At 70.6% G+C, this 20,428-nt stretch carries 20 protein-coding genes; 12 read left to right on the forward strand and 8 right to left on the reverse strand.

Annotation, left to right across the window (positions count from 1 at the left end):
- The first annotated feature begins 90 nt into the window (after nucleotides 1-90).
- The 6 genes from ACFV1J_RS31780 to ACFV1J_RS31805 all read left to right on the forward strand — a co-directional run bounded on the left by ACFV1J_RS31780 (nucleotide 91) and on the right by ACFV1J_RS31805 (nucleotide 5,068).
- Nucleotides 91-1,281 (forward strand): S8 family serine peptidase, encoded by a 1,191-nt coding sequence (locus ACFV1J_RS31780; RefSeq protein WP_385863874.1) that lies wholly within the window; start codon nucleotides 91-93, stop codon nucleotides 1,279-1,281.
- A gap of 100 nt (nucleotides 1,282-1,381) precedes the next feature.
- The gene (locus ACFV1J_RS31785) at nucleotides 1,382-1,786 is read left to right on the forward strand and encodes a hypothetical protein (protein WP_385863875.1); all 405 of its coding nucleotides are present in this window, start codon (nucleotides 1,382-1,384) and stop codon (nucleotides 1,784-1,786) included.
- Nucleotides 1,786-3,066 (forward strand): putative T7SS-secreted protein, encoded by a 1,281-nt coding sequence (locus ACFV1J_RS31790; RefSeq protein ID WP_385863877.1) that lies wholly within the window; start codon nucleotides 1,786-1,788, stop codon nucleotides 3,064-3,066. Before ACFV1J_RS31785 ends, ACFV1J_RS31790 begins: the two co-directional genes overlap by 1 nt.
- Before the next feature lie 37 nt (nucleotides 3,067-3,103).
- Nucleotides 3,104-3,808, forward strand: coding sequence for a hypothetical protein (locus ACFV1J_RS31795; RefSeq protein WP_385863879.1), 705 nt, complete (start codon nucleotides 3,104-3,106; stop codon nucleotides 3,806-3,808).
- A gap of 27 nt (nucleotides 3,809-3,835) precedes the next feature.
- Complete coding sequence (locus tag ACFV1J_RS31800; protein WP_385863881.1) at nucleotides 3,836-4,483, forward strand: hypothetical protein; 648 nt, start codon at nucleotides 3,836-3,838, stop codon at nucleotides 4,481-4,483.
- 84 nt (nucleotides 4,484-4,567) lie between these two features.
- Nucleotides 4,568-5,068 (forward strand): FBP domain-containing protein, encoded by a 501-nt coding sequence (locus ACFV1J_RS31805; RefSeq protein ID WP_385863882.1) that lies wholly within the window; start codon nucleotides 4,568-4,570, stop codon nucleotides 5,066-5,068.
- 107 nt (nucleotides 5,069-5,175) lie between these two features.
- Here ACFV1J_RS31805 and ACFV1J_RS31810 read toward each other — a convergent pair whose 3' ends face one another.
- Both ACFV1J_RS31810 and ACFV1J_RS31815 read right to left on the reverse strand, forming a co-directional pair.
- Entirely contained in the window at nucleotides 5,176-6,471 is a 1,296-nt protein-coding gene (locus ACFV1J_RS31810; protein WP_385863884.1) for an alpha/beta hydrolase family protein, read from the reverse strand.
- Nucleotides 6,472-6,576: 105 nt separating this feature from the next.
- Complete coding sequence (locus tag ACFV1J_RS31815) at nucleotides 6,577-7,389, reverse strand: alpha/beta fold hydrolase (RefSeq protein ID WP_385863886.1); 813 nt, start codon at nucleotides 7,387-7,389, stop codon at nucleotides 6,577-6,579.
- 68 nt (nucleotides 7,390-7,457) lie between these two features.
- Between ACFV1J_RS31815 and ACFV1J_RS31820 the strand changes: the two genes are divergently transcribed.
- Together ACFV1J_RS31820 and ACFV1J_RS31825 are read left to right on the forward strand one after the other, a co-directional pair.
- Nucleotides 7,458-7,856 (forward strand): MerR family transcriptional regulator, encoded by a 399-nt coding sequence (locus ACFV1J_RS31820; protein ID WP_385863888.1) that lies wholly within the window; start codon nucleotides 7,458-7,460, stop codon nucleotides 7,854-7,856.
- Between the two features lie 259 nt (nucleotides 7,857-8,115).
- Nucleotides 8,116-8,919, forward strand: coding sequence for a hypothetical protein (locus ACFV1J_RS31825; protein ID WP_385863890.1), 804 nt, complete (start codon nucleotides 8,116-8,118; stop codon nucleotides 8,917-8,919).
- On the opposite strand, the gene ACFV1J_RS31830 is transcribed toward ACFV1J_RS31825, so the two are convergent.
- The 5 genes from ACFV1J_RS31830 to ACFV1J_RS31850 all read right to left on the reverse strand — a co-directional run bounded on the left by ACFV1J_RS31830 (nucleotide 8,903) and on the right by ACFV1J_RS31850 (nucleotide 13,270).
- The gene (locus ACFV1J_RS31830) at nucleotides 8,903-9,679 is read right to left on the reverse strand and encodes a succinate dehydrogenase iron-sulfur subunit (RefSeq protein WP_385863892.1); all 777 of its coding nucleotides are present in this window, start codon (nucleotides 9,677-9,679) and stop codon (nucleotides 8,903-8,905) included. The genes ACFV1J_RS31825 and ACFV1J_RS31830 overlap by 17 nt on opposite strands.
- Nucleotides 9,679-11,433 (reverse strand): succinate dehydrogenase flavoprotein subunit, encoded by a 1,755-nt coding sequence (sdhA, locus tag ACFV1J_RS31835; RefSeq protein WP_385863894.1) that lies wholly within the window; start codon nucleotides 11,431-11,433, stop codon nucleotides 9,679-9,681. The genes ACFV1J_RS31830 and sdhA overlap by 1 nt, the downstream gene beginning before the upstream one ends.
- Nucleotides 11,434-11,453: 20 nt before the next feature.
- On the reverse strand, nucleotides 11,454-11,927 hold the full coding sequence (locus tag ACFV1J_RS31840) for a succinate dehydrogenase hydrophobic membrane anchor subunit (protein ID WP_385863897.1): 474 nt from the start codon (nucleotides 11,925-11,927) through the stop codon (nucleotides 11,454-11,456).
- Between the two features lie 6 nt (nucleotides 11,928-11,933).
- Nucleotides 11,934-12,314, reverse strand: a complete 381-nt coding sequence (sdhC, locus tag ACFV1J_RS31845) for a succinate dehydrogenase, cytochrome b556 subunit (RefSeq protein WP_385863899.1) — start codon at nucleotides 12,312-12,314, stop codon at nucleotides 11,934-11,936.
- 242 nt (nucleotides 12,315-12,556) lie between these two features.
- The gene (locus tag ACFV1J_RS31850) at nucleotides 12,557-13,270 is read right to left on the reverse strand and encodes a 2-oxo-4-hydroxy-4-carboxy-5-ureidoimidazoline decarboxylase (RefSeq protein ID WP_385863900.1); all 714 of its coding nucleotides are present in this window, start codon (nucleotides 13,268-13,270) and stop codon (nucleotides 12,557-12,559) included.
- Nucleotides 13,271-13,471: 201 nt separating this feature from the next.
- On the opposite strand from ACFV1J_RS31850, the gene ACFV1J_RS31855 reads away from it, so the two are divergent.
- The 3 genes from ACFV1J_RS31855 (at nucleotide 13,472) to ACFV1J_RS31865 (ending at nucleotide 17,423) form a co-directional block, all read left to right on the forward strand.
- Nucleotides 13,472-15,139, forward strand: a complete 1,668-nt coding sequence (locus ACFV1J_RS31855; RefSeq protein ID WP_385863902.1) for a glycoside hydrolase family 20 protein — start codon at nucleotides 13,472-13,474, stop codon at nucleotides 15,137-15,139.
- 584 nt (nucleotides 15,140-15,723) lie between these two features.
- Nucleotides 15,724-16,395: an RNA polymerase sigma factor gene (locus ACFV1J_RS31860; protein ID WP_385863903.1), complete on the forward strand. Its 672-nt coding sequence runs from the start codon at nucleotides 15,724-15,726 to the stop codon at nucleotides 16,393-16,395.
- Nucleotides 16,395-17,423: a hypothetical protein gene (locus tag ACFV1J_RS31865; RefSeq protein ID WP_385863905.1), complete on the forward strand. Its 1,029-nt coding sequence runs from the start codon at nucleotides 16,395-16,397 to the stop codon at nucleotides 17,421-17,423. Before ACFV1J_RS31860 ends, ACFV1J_RS31865 begins: the two co-directional genes overlap by 1 nt.
- A gap of 163 nt (nucleotides 17,424-17,586) precedes the next feature.
- Here the strand turns inward: ACFV1J_RS31865 and ACFV1J_RS31870 are convergent, their stop codons facing one another.
- Nucleotides 17,587-18,468: a L,D-transpeptidase family protein gene (locus ACFV1J_RS31870; protein WP_385863906.1), complete on the reverse strand. Its 882-nt coding sequence runs from the start codon at nucleotides 18,466-18,468 to the stop codon at nucleotides 17,587-17,589.
- A 173-nt stretch (nucleotides 18,469-18,641) separates the two neighbouring features.
- Here ACFV1J_RS31870 and ACFV1J_RS31875 point away from each other — a divergent pair, with 173 nt between their 5' ends.
- Nucleotides 18,642-20,240: a methylmalonyl-CoA mutase gene (locus ACFV1J_RS31875; RefSeq protein WP_385863908.1), complete on the forward strand. Its 1,599-nt coding sequence runs from the start codon at nucleotides 18,642-18,644 to the stop codon at nucleotides 20,238-20,240.
- Nucleotides 20,241-20,428 lie beyond the last annotated feature (188 nt).

Consider the following 20,428-nt stretch of genomic DNA (forward strand, 5'->3'; position numbering starts at 1 on the left):
AGTGAGGAAAGGCCCCGCACTCCCATGTGTGCGGGGCCTTTCCTCAGGCGGAACACGGCCGTCGGACAGCACAGCAAGAAGGAGCGAAGGATGAGGGTCACCCGAACACTGCGCGCGACGGTGGGTGCTGCGCTGACCGGAGCACTGCTGCTGTCCGCGGCCGGGACCGCCTCCGCGGACCAGGTGCGCAAGGGCCAGTGGCCGCTGGAGGCGTTCGGGGCCCAGCAGCTCTGGAAGGAGGCCACCGGCAAGGGTGTGACGGTGGCCGTGCTCGACAGTGGGTTCCGCCAGACTCACCAGGACCTGACCGGTCAGTTCGTCGCCGGTAAGAACTTCGCGAACACGTCGGCCGGGGACGGAACGGAGAAACTCTCCCCGGGGCAGGACATCCGGGACCACGGCACGGCGATGGCCGCGATCATCGCGGGCCACGGCCATGGGCCGGGTGGCTCGGAGGGCATCAAGGGGCTGGCACCGGGCGCCAAGATCATGCCCATTCCCCAGTACAAGAACGGTGCAGCAGCGACGCGGTGGGCCGTGGACCACGGGGCGGACGTCATCAACATGTCCTTCGTGGAGAGTCCGTCCGCCGACACCTGCGCCTCGATCCACTACGCGGTGGAGAAGGGCGTCGTGGTCGTGGCCGGCGTGGGCAATGACGGCCTGCCCAAGAAGAACTACCCGGCGGCCTGCCCGGGTGCCATCGGTGTCGGTTCCGTGGACCAATACGGTGAGCCGGACGACGCCAACAACGCCAACTCCACCCTTGATCTCCTCGCCCCCGGGATGAAGATCCCCGTTGCCATGGGCAAGAGCGATACGGACTACCGCACTGCCGACGGCAGTTCCGCCGCCACCGCCTACGTGTCCGCCGCCGCGGCCCTCCTCAAGCAGAAGTTCCCCGACCTCACCCCCGGTCAGATCGCCAACCGCCTGGTGAAGACCGCCGGTCTCGCGCAGACCGCGAAGGACAAGCACCTCAAGCTTCCGGACGCCCACTACGGCTACGGCTTCATCCAGCCCGGACCCGCCCTGCGCCGCGACATTCCCGCCGGCCCGGCAGCCGGCCCGCTGCCGATGCCGCAGGGCAAGGCGCCGCAGGAGGCCGTCGTCCCCGGCGCCGACAAGGGCTCCGACCCCAACCCGCCCATGGGCGGCAAGGACAAAGCCCTCCTCATCGGCGGCATCGCCCTCGGTGTCCTCATCGTCGCCGGCATCATCATCGGCATCGTGGTCGCCACCCGCCGCCGCAACAACCGGGGCAATCAGGCCTGGGGCTGAGCCGGGGTAAGGCCGCGCGGGCCACTCCGCCAGGGCTGGCCCGCGCACGGTTTTCCTCACGCTTTTCCCCACGACTTTCTTCGCGACTTTCTTCGCGACTTTGTTCACGACCTTCCTTACGTTTTTCCACACGCTTTTCTTCACGATCAACCGCTGGCCGCATCACGGGGAGTTCCCATCCATGGGGGAGCAGTTCAAGACGGACGTCGATCAACTGGGCCAGTTCCTCAAAACACTTGAGGGCTGTGTTCGCGAGCTCAACGAGGCCCGTGCGGCGCTTGCCCATGTGCGTGCCGACCAGATCGGGACCGGCCGGCTGGACGAAGCGTGCGACGGATTCCAGGAACGTTGGAAGTACGGGTCCGAGCAGACCAAGAAGATGGTCGATGCCATCAGCGAGGGGGTGAAGGCGACCAAGGAGAATTACCAGGAGATCGAGGACGCCTTGGAGAAGACGCTCACGCAGATCGCGCAGAAGACGGCGTCCGCCGGAGGGGCGAAGTAATGGCGGAGAACCCCTACCCGCATCTCGGCTGGAACCCGGTGCCCGGCGTTCCGGCCGAAGTCGGGGCGCTGCAGCACAAGGTCAGCACCGCGGCGACCGCCCTGCGCAGCTGCCACCACCAGATCCAGCAGCTCATCGGCGAGAGCAGCTATTGGCAGGGTGACGCGGCGGAAGCGTTCCGTGAGGCGCTCGACGGCGAATTGCCGACGTACATCAAGAATGCGGCCCGTTCTCTGGAGAAGGCCGCCGCCCAGTTGAAGAACTGGGACGAGCACCTTTCGTCCAACCGTGATCTGGCGCGGAAGTACGACGACGCAGCGGCGGAGAAGAAGGAGGCGGTGGCCCGCGCCAAGGCGGCCCACGCCCAGGCCGCGCAGCATCCGGACCTCAAGCTCGCCGGGCAGGAGTTCCCGTCCCAGGCGGAGGCCGACGCGGCGACGGAACGGCTCAGGGCCGCCGAACGCAACCTCAACACGGCGGCCGGCGAGCTGAACAAGGCCAACGAGTCGTACAACGACGTCATGAGCAAGGCCCAGGTGCTGGAGACCACCCACGCCGATCAGGCGGGCACGGTCGCCAAGGAACTCGACGGCGCCACGGACAAGCTGGCGCCGAAGGAACCGGGCTGGCTGAGCAAGGCCGTCGACGCGATCTGGGACGGCATCAAGGCGGTCGGTGACTTCCTCTACGAGCACGCGGGGACCATCGGGGCGATCGCCGGCCTGCTGGCGCTGTTCCCGACACCGCTGACCCCGCTGTTCGCCGGGATCGCGGTGGTGGCGAGCGCCACGTCGATGACCCATAACCTCTCCGATCCCAAGTTCAGGGACGCCTTGATGTTCAAGGGGAGCGGCATGGAGATCTTCTCCGCCTACGCCTCCATGGCCGGAGACACCGTGGGCATGATCCCGGGAGGATCGGCCCTGGCCGCCGCAGGGCGGGAAGTCGCCGAGGGCGTGGGCCTGGCCGGCCGGCTGGGCGTGGGCGTGTCGAATGCCGAGAAGGGCGCGGCATTCTGCCGGGAAATCGTTCCGGCCTTCAAATCGAGTGCTGCCACCGAGGTCTCCGAGGCCTGGGACGCGGCGCGGGCAACCGCCGGCGGTTCCGCCAAAATGATGGGGGCGATCAGTGCCGGTGGTCTGAATGTCGGGGCGAATGTGATGTCGTCCATGGAGAGCCTGGGAGTTCTTCCGGAGGAAGGGGCGAACCACAACGCCGCGGAGAGCACCAAGGCCGCTGCCACGGCCCATGACATCGCCGGACTGCTCGGCTGGCTGTGAGACCCGTTGATGCGGTCCCTGAAAGGTGAAAGTGGCAGTGACTGATCTCTGGACAAAGCCGGAGAGCGGCCCGATACCGGCCTACTGGTACGGACTTCCGCACGGCTACCTGCCGTTGGAGCTCGACCCTCCGGTCGAACAGCTCACGGCGTTGGTGAACCACATACTCGGCCTTCCCGAGGACGTCAGGGGACCGGCGGAGCGGGTGCTCCGGTTCTATGCCGGTGCGGTGACGGGGCTGAATTCCCACAACGTCCAGGGCTGTGCGATCGGATTGCACCCGGATGACGAGGGCGGTTTTTCCTCCTCCGTTCTGACGTTTTCCACCGTGGCCGCTCCGGGCGTGAACCCGGCCCTGGTGCTGGCCAGAATGGCGGTGGCGACCGACGAGGACCCGGACAGGGACGTCCAGCCGCTGGAGCTGCCGTGCGGTACGGGCTTCCTGGCCACCGAGACCCGGTGCACCGTCGCGCCGGGCAGGCCCCCCGAGGAGGACGGAAGTGCTCAGGAGGACCCGGTCTGGCAGGGCACCATCGCGGTAACGGGCCCGGGCACCTCCGATATCGTCGTGGTGCAGCTGGTCACGCCTGCTCTGGAACTGGCCGACGACTACCGCGATGTGCTGCTGGGTGTCGGGCATACGGTGTCGTTCTTCGACCCGTCGTCCGCCACGGAGGCGGACGGGGGCGGGGACACGGGCCCGGGCGCAGCGGCCGAGACGGCGAAGAACCCGTTCGGTTAGTCGCAGCCGAACCCGAAGGAGGATGTCATGGCGTACGACGCGCAGACGCCGGCACCGCCGCACGAGGCTCCGGACCCGGCGGAGGTGTTGAAGTCCAACTACCGTGCCCTGGCCGGACTTATGGCCTTGCGTCTGTTGATCTCCGCGCTTCTTGTGGCGATCCCGGTCGTGGTGTCCCATGTGACGGGCTCGAACTCGATTTTCCTTACGCTGCCCATCGTTGCCGGTGTCTTCGTTCTCATCTCCACCCTGTATCGGGTGATGTACGGAATCCGTGGATCGCAGTGCGCGAATGTCCTCCGCGCCTATCCGCTGGAATTCCACCCCCGGGTGGTCAAGAAGCGTGAGCGGTGGACCCGGTACGGCAATGTCTTCGAGATCCGCGTGACGACGCGTGGGCAGCACGGGGCGCCGCTGATGCTGGCGGTCAACGCGGCCGGACGGCGGCGTTGGCCGGAGGGCACGGAAGACGGCGTATGGTTCGCCGGCGACCTGCCCTTCGGCGGCGTCATGGTGGTGCCGGGAGGCAAGGAGATGTTCTTCCTGAAGCCGGCGGACTGGGACAAGTCCGCCGGGCGACGTGACGACGCCGACCCCGAGCGCCTCGCACGAGCGGAGCAGGCGAAGCTCACGCACCGGACGAAGCGTGCGGTGATGATGCGGCCGGGGGCCTGAGGCCGGGCCGGTGCCGGCCCCGGTCCTGTGTGGCGGGAAAAAACGAGCGACGGGCCCGCGGGGGCGCTGTTAACTTCGGCCGTTATGGACCCCCAAGGTGAAAAAGCGATACGTGCCTCCTTTGTGAATTGCTCGAAGGGGGAGGCGAGCCGGATCAACCTGCCCGTGGGGCTGGCCGGGCTGCCGTGGGAGGACCTGGACTTCCTGGGGTGGCGCGATCCCGGGGCGCCGGACCGGAGTTATCTGGTGGCGCCGCGGGGCGACGGGCTCATCGGCGTCACCCTCAGGGTGCCGCAGGGGGTGCGGCGGAGCTTCACCAAGACGACGGTCTGCTCGGTCTGCATGACCGGGCATCCGGGATCCGGGGTCAGTCTGCTGGCCGCGCGGCGGGCCGGGCCGTCCGGGCGGCAGGGGAACACCGTCGGGACGTACCTCTGCGCGGACCTCGCGTGCTCGCTGTACGTACGCGGGCGCAAGCGGTCCCAGCTCGCCGGGCGGCACGAGGAGACGCTGCCGCTGGAGGCGCGGATCGCGCGCACGGTGCGGAACCTGGACGAGTTTCTCGACAAGGTGATCGCCGGCTGAGGGCAGGCTGGGAGCCGGCCCGCCCGGGGGCGAGTAAGGGCGAACAAGGGCGAGTAAGGGCGAGTAAGGGCGTGTGAGGGGTGTCCCTCGCACGCCCTCGTGGTGCGTTACGGGTTCTGGAACAGCACCTCCGGATTGGCCGGGGACGGTCCGTCCAGCAGTGGGCGCGGGAGGCCGCGCAGGTGCTGGTCGAAGAACGCGGTGACGTAGTCGCGGGTGATCTCGCCGGAGCGCTTGCCGGGGAGCGGGGCGGTGGGGTCGGTGACGCCGAGCTGGCCGCCCAGGACCGGGATGTCGATGAAGGTGAAGTGACCGGCGTCGCGGACCGTGAGCCAGCGCTTCCAGCCGTCCAGCCGCCGCCAGTCGCGCAGCCAGGTGGTGTCCTCGTCGTGCGGCGAGTGGCCGTTGAGCGTGCCGAGCATCAGGAACGGGCGGCCGTCGAGCCCGCGGCGGGGGACGGGCGCGGAGAACGTGCCGTCCATGTTGATGCCGGCGCGGACACGGGGGTCGGCCGCCATGGCGGCCGCGGCGCTGTTGCCGCCGATGGAGTGCCCGGCGACGCCGATCCGGCGGGTGTCGATCATGGCGGAGTAGCGCCAGGCGGAGTGCCTGCCGTGGAGCGCGTACGTTCCCTGGGGTTCGGGCCGCCCGTGGTTGCCCGCGCCCGTCAAGGCATCGAGGACGAAGCGGATGTCGGCGGCGCGGCCGGTGGCGACCTTGGCCATCAGCCGCTTCCGTACGTCCCTGGGCGCCTTCTCGACCGTGTCGCAGGCGACGCAGGTGAGGGTGCGGCCGCCGGGGAAGGCCGTGCCGAAGGATTCATGGGCGTGGTCGAGGAGGGCGACCACGTAGCCGTGCGAGGCGAGTTCCTCGGAGAGCAGGGAGAGCGTGGCGCGGTTGAGGGAGAAGCCGGGGGAGAGGACCACCAGCGGGTGGGTGCCGGGGGCCGGCCGGGCGTCGGTGCGGGCGTGGGTACGGGTGGCGGCGAGCGCCTTGGCCAGCGGGGCGTCGGCGCGGTGGATGCCTCGGAGGAGGAGCTGGGCCTCCTTGGCGTTCATGTACGGGGCGCGGTGGTGGCCGGTGCCCGGGCGGGCCGGGTAGTACAGCGAGGCCATCAGCTCCCGTGCGCCCGCAGCGGGCACCCAGGGGTCCCGGCGCTGCTTGTCGGTGAGGTGCAGGGTGTCGCGTCCGACGGCGTAGCGGCCGGTGGGACGCGGGAGGTGGAGCGTGACCGCGGCCGGGTCGGCCGCGTCGGCCGGGGCGACGGCCGGCGCCGCCTGGGCCGCGTGCGGGGCGGCGAGGGCGGCACCGGCGAGCGGCACCGGCAACGTAGCGGCGAGGGCTAACGCGACCGCACCGCGGCGGAGTTGGTGACGGAAGCGGTTCGGTTTCACACGATTCATCGGTTTCACGCGATTCATGGGGCGAGCGTAAGCAGGGCGGTGCGCGGACGGTACTGACGAACGTCAGGGGACGACAGGAACGTTCGTCAGTACCGGACCCCCACCTCACAGCCCGTGCTTGGCCAGGAAGGTGTGGATCAACTCCTGCCACTCCTCGGGGCTTTCGAGCATCGGGAGGTGGCCGGTGGCGATCTCCGTGTACTCGGCGCCGGGGATGTGGTCGGCCAGGTAACGGGAGTGGGACGGGTGCAGCAGGGTGTCCAGGGTGGTGGCGATGACCAGGGTGGGCACGGTGATCGTGGGCAGGTCGGCGGTGGTGTCCAGGTCGCGTACGAGCGCGGCCTGTTCGGCGGAGCCGGCGGGCGGCAGGGACGGGTCGGGGTCCAGGAGGGCCGCGCGTTCGGCGGGGGAGAGGGCGTCGAAGCTCTCGGGGGCCAGGCCGCTGAGGGCCCGCACCTGGGCGAAGCCGGCGTAATCCCCCTGCTCCAGGAGGCGCAGCCAGAGGTCGAGCCAGACCGTGGTCCGGGCGTCCGGCTTGGCCAGACCGGCCGTAAGGATCAGACCGCGGACCCGCTCGGGGTGCCGGGCCGCGGCCCGCACGGAGACGGCGGTGCCCATGGAGAAGCCGATCAGGGTGAAGGTGTCCATGCCGGCCGCGGTGGCCTCCGCGACCAGGGCGTCGGCCAGGGCATCGAGCTCCAACGGGCCGCTCGCGCGGGGGGAGTTGCCCGAGCCGGGGTAGTCGGGGGCCACGACGTGGTGGCCGGTGGCGGTCAGGGCCGGGATGAGGGTGCCGTAGTTGCCCTCGACGCTGCCGGTCGCGCCGTGGGCCAGCAGGAGGCCGGGCCCGGCGGGGTCACCGGCGACGGTGGTCGACAGCTTCGGCAGGGTGGTCGGGGATGCGGGAATCCGTGTCATGCGGAAGAGGTTGCAGTGTGACACCGGTGTCAAGGTCAAGTCGGGCGGTACGAGGAGGGGTCGATCGGATGCGGATCGGGGAACTGGCGCGGCGTACGGGGGTCAGTCCGCGGGTGCTGCGCTACTACGAACAGCAGGGCCTGCTGCACGCCGAGCGGGACGCGAACGGCTATCGGCGCTATCGGGGCGAGGAGGCGGTGGAGACCGTACAGCGGGTACGGGAGATGCTCGCCGCGGGCCTGAACACCGACGAGATCCGGGGGCTGCTGCCCTGCGCCCAGGGCGGCCCCGGGCTGCTGCCGTGCGCGCACTCGTGTGAGGTGGTGGAGCGCAGGATGTCCCAACTGGAGGCGGAGATGGCCGAGTTGGCGCGGCGCCGGGCCGCGCTGGACGCGTATGCGCGGACCATGCGGCAGCGGCAGGCCGAGGACGAGGCGCTGGCGGTGCGGGCCCTGCGCTCGGCCTGAGCGCCGCGGCCGGGCCGGGACCCCTGCGGCCCGCGGACCGGTCCGGGCCCCGCCCAACCCGCGGCGGCCCGCGGACCGGTCCGGGCCCCGCCCAAAACGTCGTGCCCGTCCCAAAAGTGTCGTCCTCGCCACAAGAAGGCCGTAAAGCTTCTTGCGCTTTCCTCTCCTTCTTGCGCTTTCCGCTTGCCAGGAGCCGCCCGCCCGGCCGATCCTCGTGTGCACGCCGTTCGGGGGAGCGGCGGGGGAGCAGGGGGCTGCCGTGTTACGAGTGCACTTCACCGGGCAGGATCTGGCGCGTACGAGGGTGGCGGAGGGCGCCGACCCGCTGTGGGAGACCGTGCTGAGCCTGCAGATCCTGCGGGAGGACCGCGGTGAGCCGGCGCTGGCCGCCTGGCGGCAGCATGCGGTGCGGCACGGCCCCGGGCCGCTGCGGACGCTGTTCCCGCTGGTGCCGCTGCGCGGCTACTTCCCGGACTTCCTCACGCCCTACGCGGCGCTGGAGGGCGTCGAACCGGGGCTGGAGGCGGTGATGCGCACCCCGCGTGAGCGGCTGCGCGCGGAGGTGGCGCTGCTGGCCGGCCACCGGGCACTGCCGGGCGAGGCGCGCGGGATCGGGGAGGGCGAACCGGCCGCACTGCGCCAACTGGCGCGCAGCCTGCGGACGTACCACCACCTGGCGGTCGCGCCGGCCTGGCCGCGGATCGCCGGACGGGTGGGCGCGGACCGGGCGTTGCGGGCCCACGCCCTGGGGCAGTCCGGGGCGGAGGCGATGCTGCGGACGTTCGGGCCGGCGATGCGCTGGCGGCCGCCGGTGCTGGAGGTGGCGTACCCGGTGGAGCGGGAGCTGTTCCTCCAGGGGCGGGGGCTGGTGTTCGTCCCCTCGTACTTCTGCCGGCGGGTGCCCATCGCGCTGATGGACGACGCGCTGCCGCCGGTGCTGGTGTACCCGGCGGCGGAGCGGGAGGCGGCCGGGCACGCCGGAGGGCCCCGCTCCCGTGCGTACGGGGGCGGGGCCCTCAGGGACGTGCCGGCGCTGAAGGTCGGTGCTAGAAGCGCCGCGTGATCAGCGCCCGCTTGACCTCCTGGATGGCCTTGGTGACCTCGATGCCACGCGGGCAGGCCTCGGAGCAGTTGAAGGTCGTCCGGCAACGCCAGACGCCGTCCTTGTCGTTGAGGATCTCCAGGCGCTGCTCGCCGCCCTCGTCGCGCGAGTCGAAGATGAAGCGGTGCGCGTTGACGATCGCCGCCGGGCCGAAGTACTGGCCGTCGTTCCAGAACACCGGGCACGAGGACGTGCAGGCGGCGCACAGGATGCACTTGGTGGTGTCGTCGAAGCGTTCCCGGTCCTCGGCGGACTGCAGACGCTCACGGGTCGGCTCGTTGCCGGTCGTGATGAGGAAGGGCATCACATCGCGGTAGGCCTGGAAGAACGGCTCCATGTCCACGACCAGGTCCTTGAGGACCGTCAGGCCCTTTATGGCCTCGACCGTGATGGGCTTCTCCGGGTTGATGTCCTTGATCAGCGTCTTGCAGGCGAGACGGTTGCGGCCGTTGATCCGCATGGCGTCCGAACCACAGATGCCGTGGGCGCAGGAACGACGGAAGGTCAGCGACCCGTCCAGCTCCCACTTGATCTTGTGGAGGGCGTCCAGGACGCGCTCCTTGGGGTCGATCTCCAGCTGGAAGTCCTGCCAGCTGGCCTCCTCGGAGACCTCCGGGTTGAACCGGCGGATCCGGAAGGTGACCGTGATGTACGGGGAGTCGGCGAAGCCGGGCTCGGGCTTGTCGGCCTCGGCCGCCTTGTCCAGGGTCGGGGTAGCCATCAGTACTTACGCTCCATCGGCTGGTAGCGGGTCTGCACGACCGGCTTGTAGTCGAGACGGATCGACTCGGCGCCGTCGTCGCCCACCTCGCGGTACGCCATGGTGTGCCGCATGAAGTTGACGTCGTCGCGGTTGGGGTAGTCCTCGCGGTAGTGACCGCCGCGGGACTCCTTGCGGGCGAGTGCGGACACGGCCATGACCTCGGCCAGGTCGAGCAGGTTGCCCAGCTCGATGGCCTCCAGCAGGTCGGTGTTGAACCGCTTGCCCTTGTCCTGGATGGACACGTTCCGGTAGCGCTCGCGCAGCTCGCCGATCTTCTCGACCGCGGTCTTGATCGTCTGCTCGGTGCGGAACACCATCACGTTGGCGTCCATGGTCTCCTGCAGCTCCTTGCGGATCTCGGTGACCCGCTCGCTGCCATCGGAGGTGCGCAGCCGCTCGACCTGCTCCTGGACCAGCTTCGCCGGGTCCTCGGGGAGCTCGACGTAGTCGGCGGTGGCCGAGTACTCCGCCGCCGCGATACCGGCCCGGCGGCCGAAGACGTTGATGTCCAGCAGGGAGTTGGTGCCCAGGCGGTTGGCGCCGTGCACGGACACGCAGGCGACCTCGCCGGCCGCGTACAGGCCCGGGACGACGGTGGTGTTGTCCGCCAGGACCTGACCCTCGACGTTGGTCGGGATGCCGCCCATGGCGTAGTGCGCGGTGGGCTGGATCGGGATCGGGTCCGTGTAGGGCTCGATACCCAGGTACGTGCGCGCGAACTCGGTGATGTCCGGGAGCTTGGCGTCCAGCTGCTCCGGCGGGAGGTGCGTGAGGTCGAGGTAGACGTGGTCGCCCTCGGGACCGCAGCCACGGCCCTCGCGGATCTCCGTGTAGATGGAGCGGGAGACGACGTCACGGGACGCGAGGTCCTTCATGACCGGCGCGTACTTCTCCATGAAGCGCTCGCCGTCCTTGTTGCGGAGGATGCCGCCCTCACCACGGGCGCCCTCCGTCAGCAGGATGCCCATCCGCCAGATGCCGGTCGGGTGGAACTGGAAGAACTCCATGTCCTCCAGCGGCAGCCCACGACGGTAGACCGCGGCCTGGCCGTCACCGGTCAGGGTGTGGGCGTTCGACGTCACCTTGAAGAACTTGCCGCAGCCGCCGGAGGCGTAGATGACGGCCTTCGCCTGGAAGACGTGGATCTCGCCGGTGGCCAGCTCGTACGCCACGACACCGGCCGACTTCTTGACGCCGTCGACCTCGGTGATCAGCTGGTCGAGGACGTAGAACTCGTTGAAGAACTCCACGCCCTCCTTGACGCAGTTCTGGTACAGCGTCTGGAGGATCATGTGGCCGGTGCGGTCGGCCGCGTAGCAGGACCGGCGGACCGGGGCCTCACCGTGGTTACGGGAGTGACCGCCGAAGCGGCGCTGGTCGATCGTGCCGTCCGGGGTGCGGTTGAACGGCAGGCCCATCTTCTCCAGGTCGAGGACCGAGTCGATGGCCTCCTTCGCCAGGATCTCGGCGGCGTCCTGGTCGACCAGGTAGTCACCACCCTTGACCGTGTCGAAGGTGTGCCACTCCCAGTTGTCCTCCTCGACGTTCGCGAGGGCGGCGGCCATACCGCCCTGGGCGGCGCCGGTGTGGGAGCGGGTGGGGTAGAGCTTGGTCAGCACCGCGGTGCGGCTGCGCTTCGTCGACTCGATGGCGGCGCGCATGCCCGCGCCACCGGCGCCGACGATGACGGTGTCGTACTTGTGGATCTTCATGGTTCCAGTCAGCCCCGGCTTCAGGAGATGTTCGGGTCGAAGGTGAAGATCACCAGCGTGCCCAGAAGGACGGTGAACACCGTCGCGGTGTACAGCAGCATCTTCAGCCAGAAGCGGGTGTTGTCCCGCTGCGCGTAGTCGTTGATGACGGTGCGCAGGCCGTTGGCGCCGTGCAGCATGGCCAGCCACAGCATCAGCAGGTCCCAGACCTGCCAGAACGGCGAGGCCCAGCGGCCGGCGACGAAGGCGAAGCCGATCTTGGAGACACCGCCGTCGAGCACGAGCTGGATCAGCAGGTGGCCCAGGACCAGGACGACCAGCACGATGCCGGACAGCCGCATGAACAGCCAGGCCTGCATCTCGAAGTTGCCCCGGGAGGCGCGGCCGGTCTTCTTGGTGCGCTTGCGCGGTGCCTCGATGACCGGGGCCGGGTTGTCCACGTCGTAGAGGCGGACGTCGCTCGAGGCGCCTGCGGAGGTGGTTTCAGCGGACATCTTGCGTCAGCTCCCGAACAGCGTGCGCAGCGTGTGCTGCAGCACGGGGTAGAAGGCACCGGCCATCAGCACGATCCAGACGCCCACGACGGTCCACAGCATCTGCTTCTGGTACCTCGGGCCCTTCGACCAGAAGTCGACGAGGACGACCCGCAGGCCGTTCAGCGCGTGGAAGAGGATGGCGGCCACCAGGCCGTACTCCATCACATTGACGATCGGCGTCTTGTAGGTCGCAACGACGTTGTCGTACGCCTCGGGGGAGACGCGTACGAGAGCGGTGTCGAGGACGTGTACGAACAGGAAGAAGAAGATGAGGACGCCAGTGACTCGATGAGCCACCCAGGACCACATGCCTTCCCGGCCGCGGTACAGCGTTCCAGCCGGCACGGAAAAACCCTCCGGGAGCGGGGATTGGGGCGCCAGCCGGCTTCTCTGTCGGTCGGGCCCGGCCGGGTACGGTCCACCGGCCGCTCGTCATCGTATCGACGAGCTGTCGGTTCCTCGCGCGGGGGTCCTTAGGTGTGATCAAACAGGCACCAACGGGCTATCACACAAGGACGAACCCCGCCTTTGGGGGCGTACGGCGCGATCGTCGCGAGCTGTGGCCCGTGCTGCGGCGGGCACCGGCCTCAGCTCACGAGGCGGCGCAGCCGGCCGCGGGCCACCCGCCGCAGCTGCTCCGCGGTGACCGCCCGCTCCTCGTCCGGGGTGTTGCCCAGCCGTATGCGGATGCCGAACAGGATCTGGTCGAGCGCCTCCTCCGGCCGGCAGCCGTCCAGGCAGATCACGAAGGCATGACGGAAGCGCTGCTCGTACGCGGCGTATGCGGCATTCAGGGCGGTACGGGCGGCCGGTGCGCCGGGTCCGCCGGTGCCGGCCGGGGGTCGCGGGGCGGACTCGGCGGCGAGCGCCTCGGCCAGATCGGCCGCGGGAAGGGCGGCGAAGGCCCGGTCGGCGGCGGCGAGCAGGGCCTCCGGGTCCCGGTACGGGCGCCGGTCGGCGAGCTGCCCGGCCCACCGGCGGCTGCCGCAGCAGCCCAGCAGCACGGTCAGGGCGCCGTCCCGGTCCAGGGCGTTGAGGCGGCGCAGCCCCGTGCCGTCGGGGCGGGGGCGCGGCAGGGCGGCGGAGGGGACCTGGGAGGGTATGCCGCACCGTGCGGGCCGCGGGGGCAGCGTCGGCCGGGCGGCCGGGGTGTCACCGGACAGCGTGGGCTCCTCGGACGGGATACGAACGGATCGATTCGACAGGTGCGGGGCGGGCGACTGACGGAAGCTGAGGGAAGCGGACCGACGCCGGGACGCGGAACGAAGCGGCGACGGGTGTGGCGGTGGTGCGTGGAACACGACACCCCGGCGTTGTCCGGCGGTTCCAGGAGAGTCCTGGGAAAGGGGTGACGAACGAGGACGCCACGCTAACGACGCCGGTCGACAGCTGTCCGACGGATGCGCGAATTTCACCCGGAGGAGAGTTCTTCTGCGTATCCGGTGGACGACCGGCCCCGCACACCTGGCAATGCCTTCGCCCCGAAAAGTGAGGATTGCACGATGTCGAACCCGATGCGGCCGTCGCGCGCCGCGCTGCCGGCCGCGGCGCTCACCGGCGCGCTGCTGCTCGCCGGCTGCTCCCACTCCGCCGACACCGAGTCTCCCGGCAGCACCAGCGCCAAGGTGAACCCCTCACCCGCAGCGACCCCGAGCTGGGCCCCGGTCACGGGAACGCCGCAGGTCATCCCGGCCGTACGCGAGTTCCACCGGGCCGACGGACGCGGCTGGCGCCCCTCCAAGGGGGCCCGCGTGGTGGTCCCGTCCGGCAAGGGGAGCAACGTCGCCGACGAGGCCGCGCTGATGGCCCGTGACCTGGGCGGCCTGACCGTCGTCTACGGCGACGAGCCGGTACGGCCCGGCGACATCGAAGTGAAGCTCTCCGGAAAGAACGGCGGGAAACAGGGCAACAACCTGCCCGTCCAGGGCGCCGCCGACGAGGCCTACACCCTGACCGCCAAGGGGACCCGGCTCACTCTCACGGCCCCCACCGACGCCGGAATTTTCTACGGCACCCGCACGGTCAAGCAGGCCGTACGCGCCGCCGGCGGGCTCCCCGAGGGCACCATCAAGGACCGCCCGGGCCGCCCGCAGCGCGGAATGTCGCTGGACAACGCCCGCAAGCCGTTCACCGAGCAGTGGATCGAGGCCCGGCTGCGGGAGATCGCCGACCTCAAGCTCAACCAGTTCCAGCTGCACTTCTCCGACGACCAGGGCTTCCGCATCCAGAGCGACACCCACCCCGAGGTGGTCTCCGCCGACCACCTCACCAAGGCCCAGGTCCGCCGGATCGTCGCGCTCGCCCGCAGTCTGCACATCTCCGTCGTTCCGGAACTGGACTCGCCGGGCCACCTGGGCAAGGTGCTGGAAAGCCATCCGGATCTCCAGTTGCACCGCGCCTCGGGCAGCGTGGTCCCCGGCGCGATCGACATCTCCAACCCCAAGGCGGCGCCGCTGATCGACTCGCTGCTCAAGGAGATGAGCGAGCTGTTCACCAACCCCAAGGGTGCTCCCGCCTACTGGCACCTGGGTGGTGATGAGTACCAGGCGCTGCTGTCGTCCACCCCGGCGACCACGTATCCGCAGCTCACCCAGGCCGCACGGCAGAAGTACGGACCCAACGGCACCCTCGAGGACCTGGCGACCGGCTGGCTCAACGACCGGCAGAAGACCGTCGAAGGGCAGGGCAAGAACCGGATCGAGGCCTGGAACGACGGCTTCTTCTCCAGCCCCAGGGTGAGCGCCGACAAGAACCGGACGGTCGCCTACTGGACCGGCAAGGAGATCGGCAAGCGTCCCCCCGAGGACTTCCTGCGTGACGGCCGCAACGTGCTGAACTTCAACGACGAGTACCTCTACTACGTCCTCGGCGAGCCCAACCAGTTCACGTACCCCACCGGCGAGCGCATCTACCGGAGCTGGACGCCGTTGGTGATCCGCGGCACCCGGCCGGTGAACGTCCCCGCGAGCCTGACCGGCCCGGACCGGATCCCCGGGGCGCGCTTCGCGATCTGGTGCGACCGGTCCCAGGCGCAGACCGCACAGCAGGTGGCCGCCGGGATCCGACTGCCGCTGGCGGCACTGGCGCAGAAGACCTGGGACCCGGGAACGCCGGCACTGTCCTGGACGGCCTTCACGGCCCTGGCCAAGAAGGCGGGTTTGTCCGGTTGATGAGGAACGATGAGAAATCCGCCCGCCGAGCGGACCGCCACCCGGTAAGAAACGGGTGAGAGAAACGAGGAGCGCCGGGGCAGTGGCGGCGTGAGGTCACGAGGACGGCCGGGGCCGCCACCCTCCCCATACGGGGTGAGTTGCTCTCGACCGGGGAGTGCCGCATTCGGCATCAGGTTCCGTGGCGGCCTGGGGCCACGAGGACGGCCGGGGCCGCCACCCCCCACAGGAGAGGCCCCGGCCGTCGTTCGTGAAGGGCCGTGACGGCCCTCTATCCGGTACAGCGCCGAACGGCCCGAAAGCGTCACACGCGGTGCGGGCGGTGGCACGGCCAGTGGTCTGGACGCGGGCCCGGCCTGGCCCGTAACGTGCGCATCCGCGCCGGTGGGCGCACGGTCTCCGGTGATCCGGAAGCGTGCGGTCCGCAATCCGGCCCGGGTGCGGAGCGGGTGTGCGCACGGGTTACGGTCAGCAGGAGCAGCGGGGTTACCGGGGGTTGTCCGGAGCGCCCCGATCGACGGCGAAGCGAAGCAGCGACAGCAAGGACCGGGCGGCGGACATTCCACGTGCGACAGGATGGACCCGTGCGAGGGGACGACATTCAGCCGGACGACCGCCGGCTGACGGTGGCCGTACAGGCGGCGCAGGACGGCGACGAGGCAGCGTTCCGTACCGTCTACCGCGCCGTACACCCCCGACTTCTGGGGTATGTACGGACGTTGGTGAGCGAAGCGGACGTTGAGGACGTCACCTCCGAGGCCTGGCTGCAGATAACCCGGGACCTGGCCCGCTTCAGCGGCGACGCCGACCGCTTCCGCGGCTGGGCCGCCCGGATCGCCCGCAACCGCGCCCTGGACCACATCCGGATGCGCGGCCGGCGCCCGGCGATCGGCGGCGACGAGAGCGAACTGGTCGACACCCCGGCGGCGTCCGACACCGCCGGCGAGGCCCTGGAGGCCCTCGGTACCGGCCGCACCATGCAGCTGATATCCCGGCTGCCGCAGGACCAGGCCGAGGCCGTGGTGCTCCGGGTGGTGGTCGGGCTCGACGCCAAGAGCGCGGCCGAGGTGCTCGGCAAACGGCCCGGTGCGGTACGCACCGCCGCACACCGCGGACTGCGCAAGCTCGCCGAGCTGATCGGCGACCCGCCGGGCGCCGGGGACCACGTCCCCGAGCAGCAGCGCCCCGACGGCGTGGCGGATTCCCGCCTACGGGGTGTGACGGAATCGGCCGCACGAACGCAGAAGGACATGTGATGGCCGACGATCGGTACGACTGGCTCGACAAGGACACCGCGGAGCGACTGCTGCGTGGTGAACGAGTCAGTTCCCCGTACGACGCCGGCGCACAGGAACTCGAACAGCTGCTGGCAGCGGCCGCCGCGGTCGGCGCACGCGCGCCCGAGACCGTGCCGCTGCCCGGCGAAGAGGCCGCCGTCGCGGCGTTCCGCCGGGCCGTTCCGCACGGCTCCGGCGCCCGTTCGGCGGGCCGCGACTCCGACGCCGCCGTGCCGACGGTGCACGCCACCGCGGTCACCGAACGCACCCGGTTCGCCCGCCCCTTCCGGCGCGGCTTCGCCGTCGCACTCGCGGCCTGCGCCATCGGCGGCGTCGCCGTCGCGGCCGGGGCGGGCGTGCTGCCCGGCCCTTTCCGCGGTGGCGGGGGCCCCGGACCGGGGTCCAGTGCCTCGTCCGCCGAGACGCCCGGACCGCTGGCCACCACTGAGCCCGGCGAGGCGCAGACCGACGGCACCACGGGCAGCACACCCGACGCCACGCACGGCGGGACGTCCTCGCCCTCCGACACCGCGACGCCCGGGGCCAGTCCCGGCGCGACCGGGGTGCCGGGCAGCGGTACCCCGGGCCGGCACGACGACTCGGGCGGCCAGAAGGGCACCCCCGGGCGGGGCGCCAAGAAGAAACTTCTGCTCACTCTCTGTCAGGAGTACGAGTCCGGCAACCGGGACCGCATGGACCGCGAGCAGCGGCAGCGCCTCGAACGCCGGGCCGGCGGTGCGGCGAAGGTGCACGCCTTCTGCCGTGCCTATCTGGCGCGCTATCAGTCCGGCGGCGGCTCGGGTGACAACGATGGCTTCGTCGGCAACCTCACCGGCGGCACCGGGGCCACCGGCCAGAGCGGCAGCGCCGGCGGTTCCGGCGACGAGGAGGGCGACCAGTCGCCCTCCCAGTCCCCCGGTGCTTCCACTCCTGCCCCCACGCCGTCCGTGACCAGCCCGGATCCCACCGGGGCGACCCCGAGCAGCACGGCCTCCGACCGGGTGTGACGTTTTTCGAGCCGGTGACGCAGTACTGAGTGAAGCCGACTGGTCATCGGCTGCGCGAGAGCCGGGGTTCCCCCCGTACCCACGGCTCAGCGCATTTGGCGCGGGCGGGGCACGTTCCCCCGGCCCTGCCCGCGCCCTTCTCTCTCTTCCCGGTGGTCCGCCCCTAGTGGTAGACGACCACCTTGGTCCCCTTGTGCACCGCGGCGAACAGCGCGGCGATCCGGTCCTTGTCGCGGACGTTGACGCAGCCGTGCGAGGCACCGCGGTAGCCGCGGGCGGCGAAGTCGGCGGAGTAGTGGACCGCCTGGCCCCCGCTGAAGAACATCGCGTACGGCATGGCCGTGTGATACAGCGTCGAGATGTGGTGCCGGCTCTTGAAGGCGATGGCGAAGATGCCCTCACGGGTCGGGGTGTACTGCGAGCCGAACCGCACGTCCATCGCGGAGACCACCCGCCCGTCGACCACCCAGGCCAGGGTGTTGCTCCGCTTGCTGATGCAGATCACCCGGCCCCGCAGACAGCGCGGATCCGGGACGCCGACCGGCCGGGTGGTCGGCGGATAGAGCTCCGTCCGCGACGGCTCACGGGTCCGGGCCCGCAGCGCATGCCAGGCCGCGGGCTGCAGCGTCCCCGTACGCGGCAGCCCCTGCTGCCTCTGGAACGCGCGGACCGCGGCGGTGGTGTACGAGGCGTAGTAGCCCGTCGGGGCGCGGTCGAACAGACCCAGCTGGGTCAATCGCGCCTGGAGTTCCCGGACCTGCGCGCCGTGCGAGCCCATGGTCAGCACCGCGCGCGGGGCCCGCGGCGCCGGATGCCCGGTGCGGTGCGGGCGCGCCGGGGCGGACTGCCGGGCGGACTGCCGGGCGGGCACGGGGCGGACGGTCAGCGGCGGGGGAGCCGGGGTGGTCGGGGCGTACCGGATGCCCTTGCTGTCCGGGGCACCGGTCTTCGTCACCGTCACCGGCCGGCAGCCCACCGCGAGCGCCGCCACCACCAGCACCGCGGCCGCCACCGGCGCCGTACGTCTTCCGCTGCTCCGCCTCATGCGCTACCCCCGGATCTGGGCGGCCCGAACCGGCCAGTGGAGATGCTTCCCAGCGCTGCGGCGTGGCGAACCTGCGGGCATGCTGTGAGCAAGGCGTAAAACCGTGACGACGGTGTATCGACCGTCGGAAAAGGACCAAGGGATCGCGGTCACCCAGGCGGAGGCGTACTTCCATGGCGCAGGAACCGGGCAGTGTGCGGCACAACGAGAGCGGTCTGCCCGTCGAGCCGGTGTACGGGCCGGAGGCGCTGGCCGGCTGGGACCCGGCACGCCGCCTCGGCGCGCCCGGCAGCTACCCCTACACTCGGGGCATCCACCCGACGATGTACTCCGGGCGGCCCTGGACGATGCGCCAGTACGCGGGCTTCGGCACCGCCCGGGAGTCCAACGCCCGCTACCGGCAGCTGATCGCCCACGGCACCACCGGCCTGTCGGTCGCCTTCGACCTGCCGACCCAGATGGGCCACGACTCCGACACCCCGATCGCCTCCGGCGAGGTCGGCAAGGTCGGGGTGGCCATCGACTCCGTCGAGGACATGCGGGTGCTGTTCGGCGGCATCCCGCTGGACAAGGTGTCCACGTCCATGACGATCAACGCCCCCGCGGCGCTGCTGCTGCTCCTCTACCAACTGGTCGGCGAGGAGGAAGGGGTGCCGCCCGGCCACCTCACCGGCACCGTCCAGAACGACATCCTGAAGGAGTACATCGCCCGCGGCACCTACATCTTCCCGCCGGCGCCGTCCCTGCGGCTGGTCTCGGACGTCTTCCAGTACTGCCGGGCCGAGATCCCCCGCTGGAACACCATCTCGATCTCCGGCTACCACATGGCGGAGGCCGGCGCCTCCCCCGCGCAGGAGATCGCCTTCACCCTCGCCAACGGCGTCGAGTACGTCCGGACCGCGCTGGCCGCCGGCATGGACATCGACGACTTCGCCCCCCGGCTGTCCTTCTTCTTCGTCTCCCGCACCACCCTCCTCGAAGAGGTCGCCAAATTCCGTGCCGCCCGGCGCATCTGGGCCCGCGTCATGCGCGAAGAATTCGGGGCGCAGAACCCCAAATCCCTCATGCTGCGCTTCCACACCCAGACGGCCGGCGTGCAACTCACCGCCCAGCAGCCGGAGGTGAACCTCGCCCGGGTCACCGTCCAGGCCCTGGCCGCGGTGTTCGGCGGCACCCAGTCGCTGCACACCAACTCCTTCGACGAGGCGATCGCCCTGCCGACGGACAAGGCGGCCCGGCTCGCTCTCCGCACCCAGCAGGTGCTGGCCCACGAGACCGATGTGACCGCCACCGTCGACCCGTTCGCCGGGTCCTACGCGGTCGAGTCGATGACCGACGACGTGGAGGAGGCCGCGCTCGCGCTGATGCGGCGGGTCGAGGAGCTGGGCGGTGCGGTGGCCGCCATCGAAGCGGGCTTCCAGAAGGAAGAGATCGAACGCAACGCGTACCGCATCGCCCAGGAAACCGACGCCGGCGATCGGATCGTCGTCGGCGTCAACCGCTTCCAGCTCGACGAGGAGGAACCGTACGAGCCGCTGCGGGTCGACCCCGCGATCGAGGCCCAGCAGATCGAACGCCTCGCCCTGCTACGGTCCCGCCGCGACCACCGCACCGTGACCGCCACCCTCGACGCCCTCCGCAAGGCCGCGACCTCCACGGACAATGTCCTCCCACCCATGCGGGACGCACTCCGCGCCCGCGCAACACTGGGCGAGGTGTGCGACGCGCTACGCGACGTCTGGGGCACGTATGTCCCTCCGGACGGGTTCTGACCCACGTACTTGGCCGTCCCGCCGCGGGGGTTGTTCGCCGTTGCGCTTTGCGGTGCCCCGCACGTACCTGTCTGTCCCGCCGCGGGGCGTCTCGCCGTTGCGCCTGCGGCGGGCTGGGTTGTTTTTGGGTGCGGTGACGGTCCTCCGGGGCCGGTTGTGTGGACTGCTTCGCTTTACGTCCACACAAC

Source organism: Streptomyces sp. NPDC059649 (genome assembly GCF_042734445.1).
Lineage (GTDB): Bacteria > Actinomycetota > Actinomycetes > Streptomycetales > Streptomycetaceae > Streptomyces.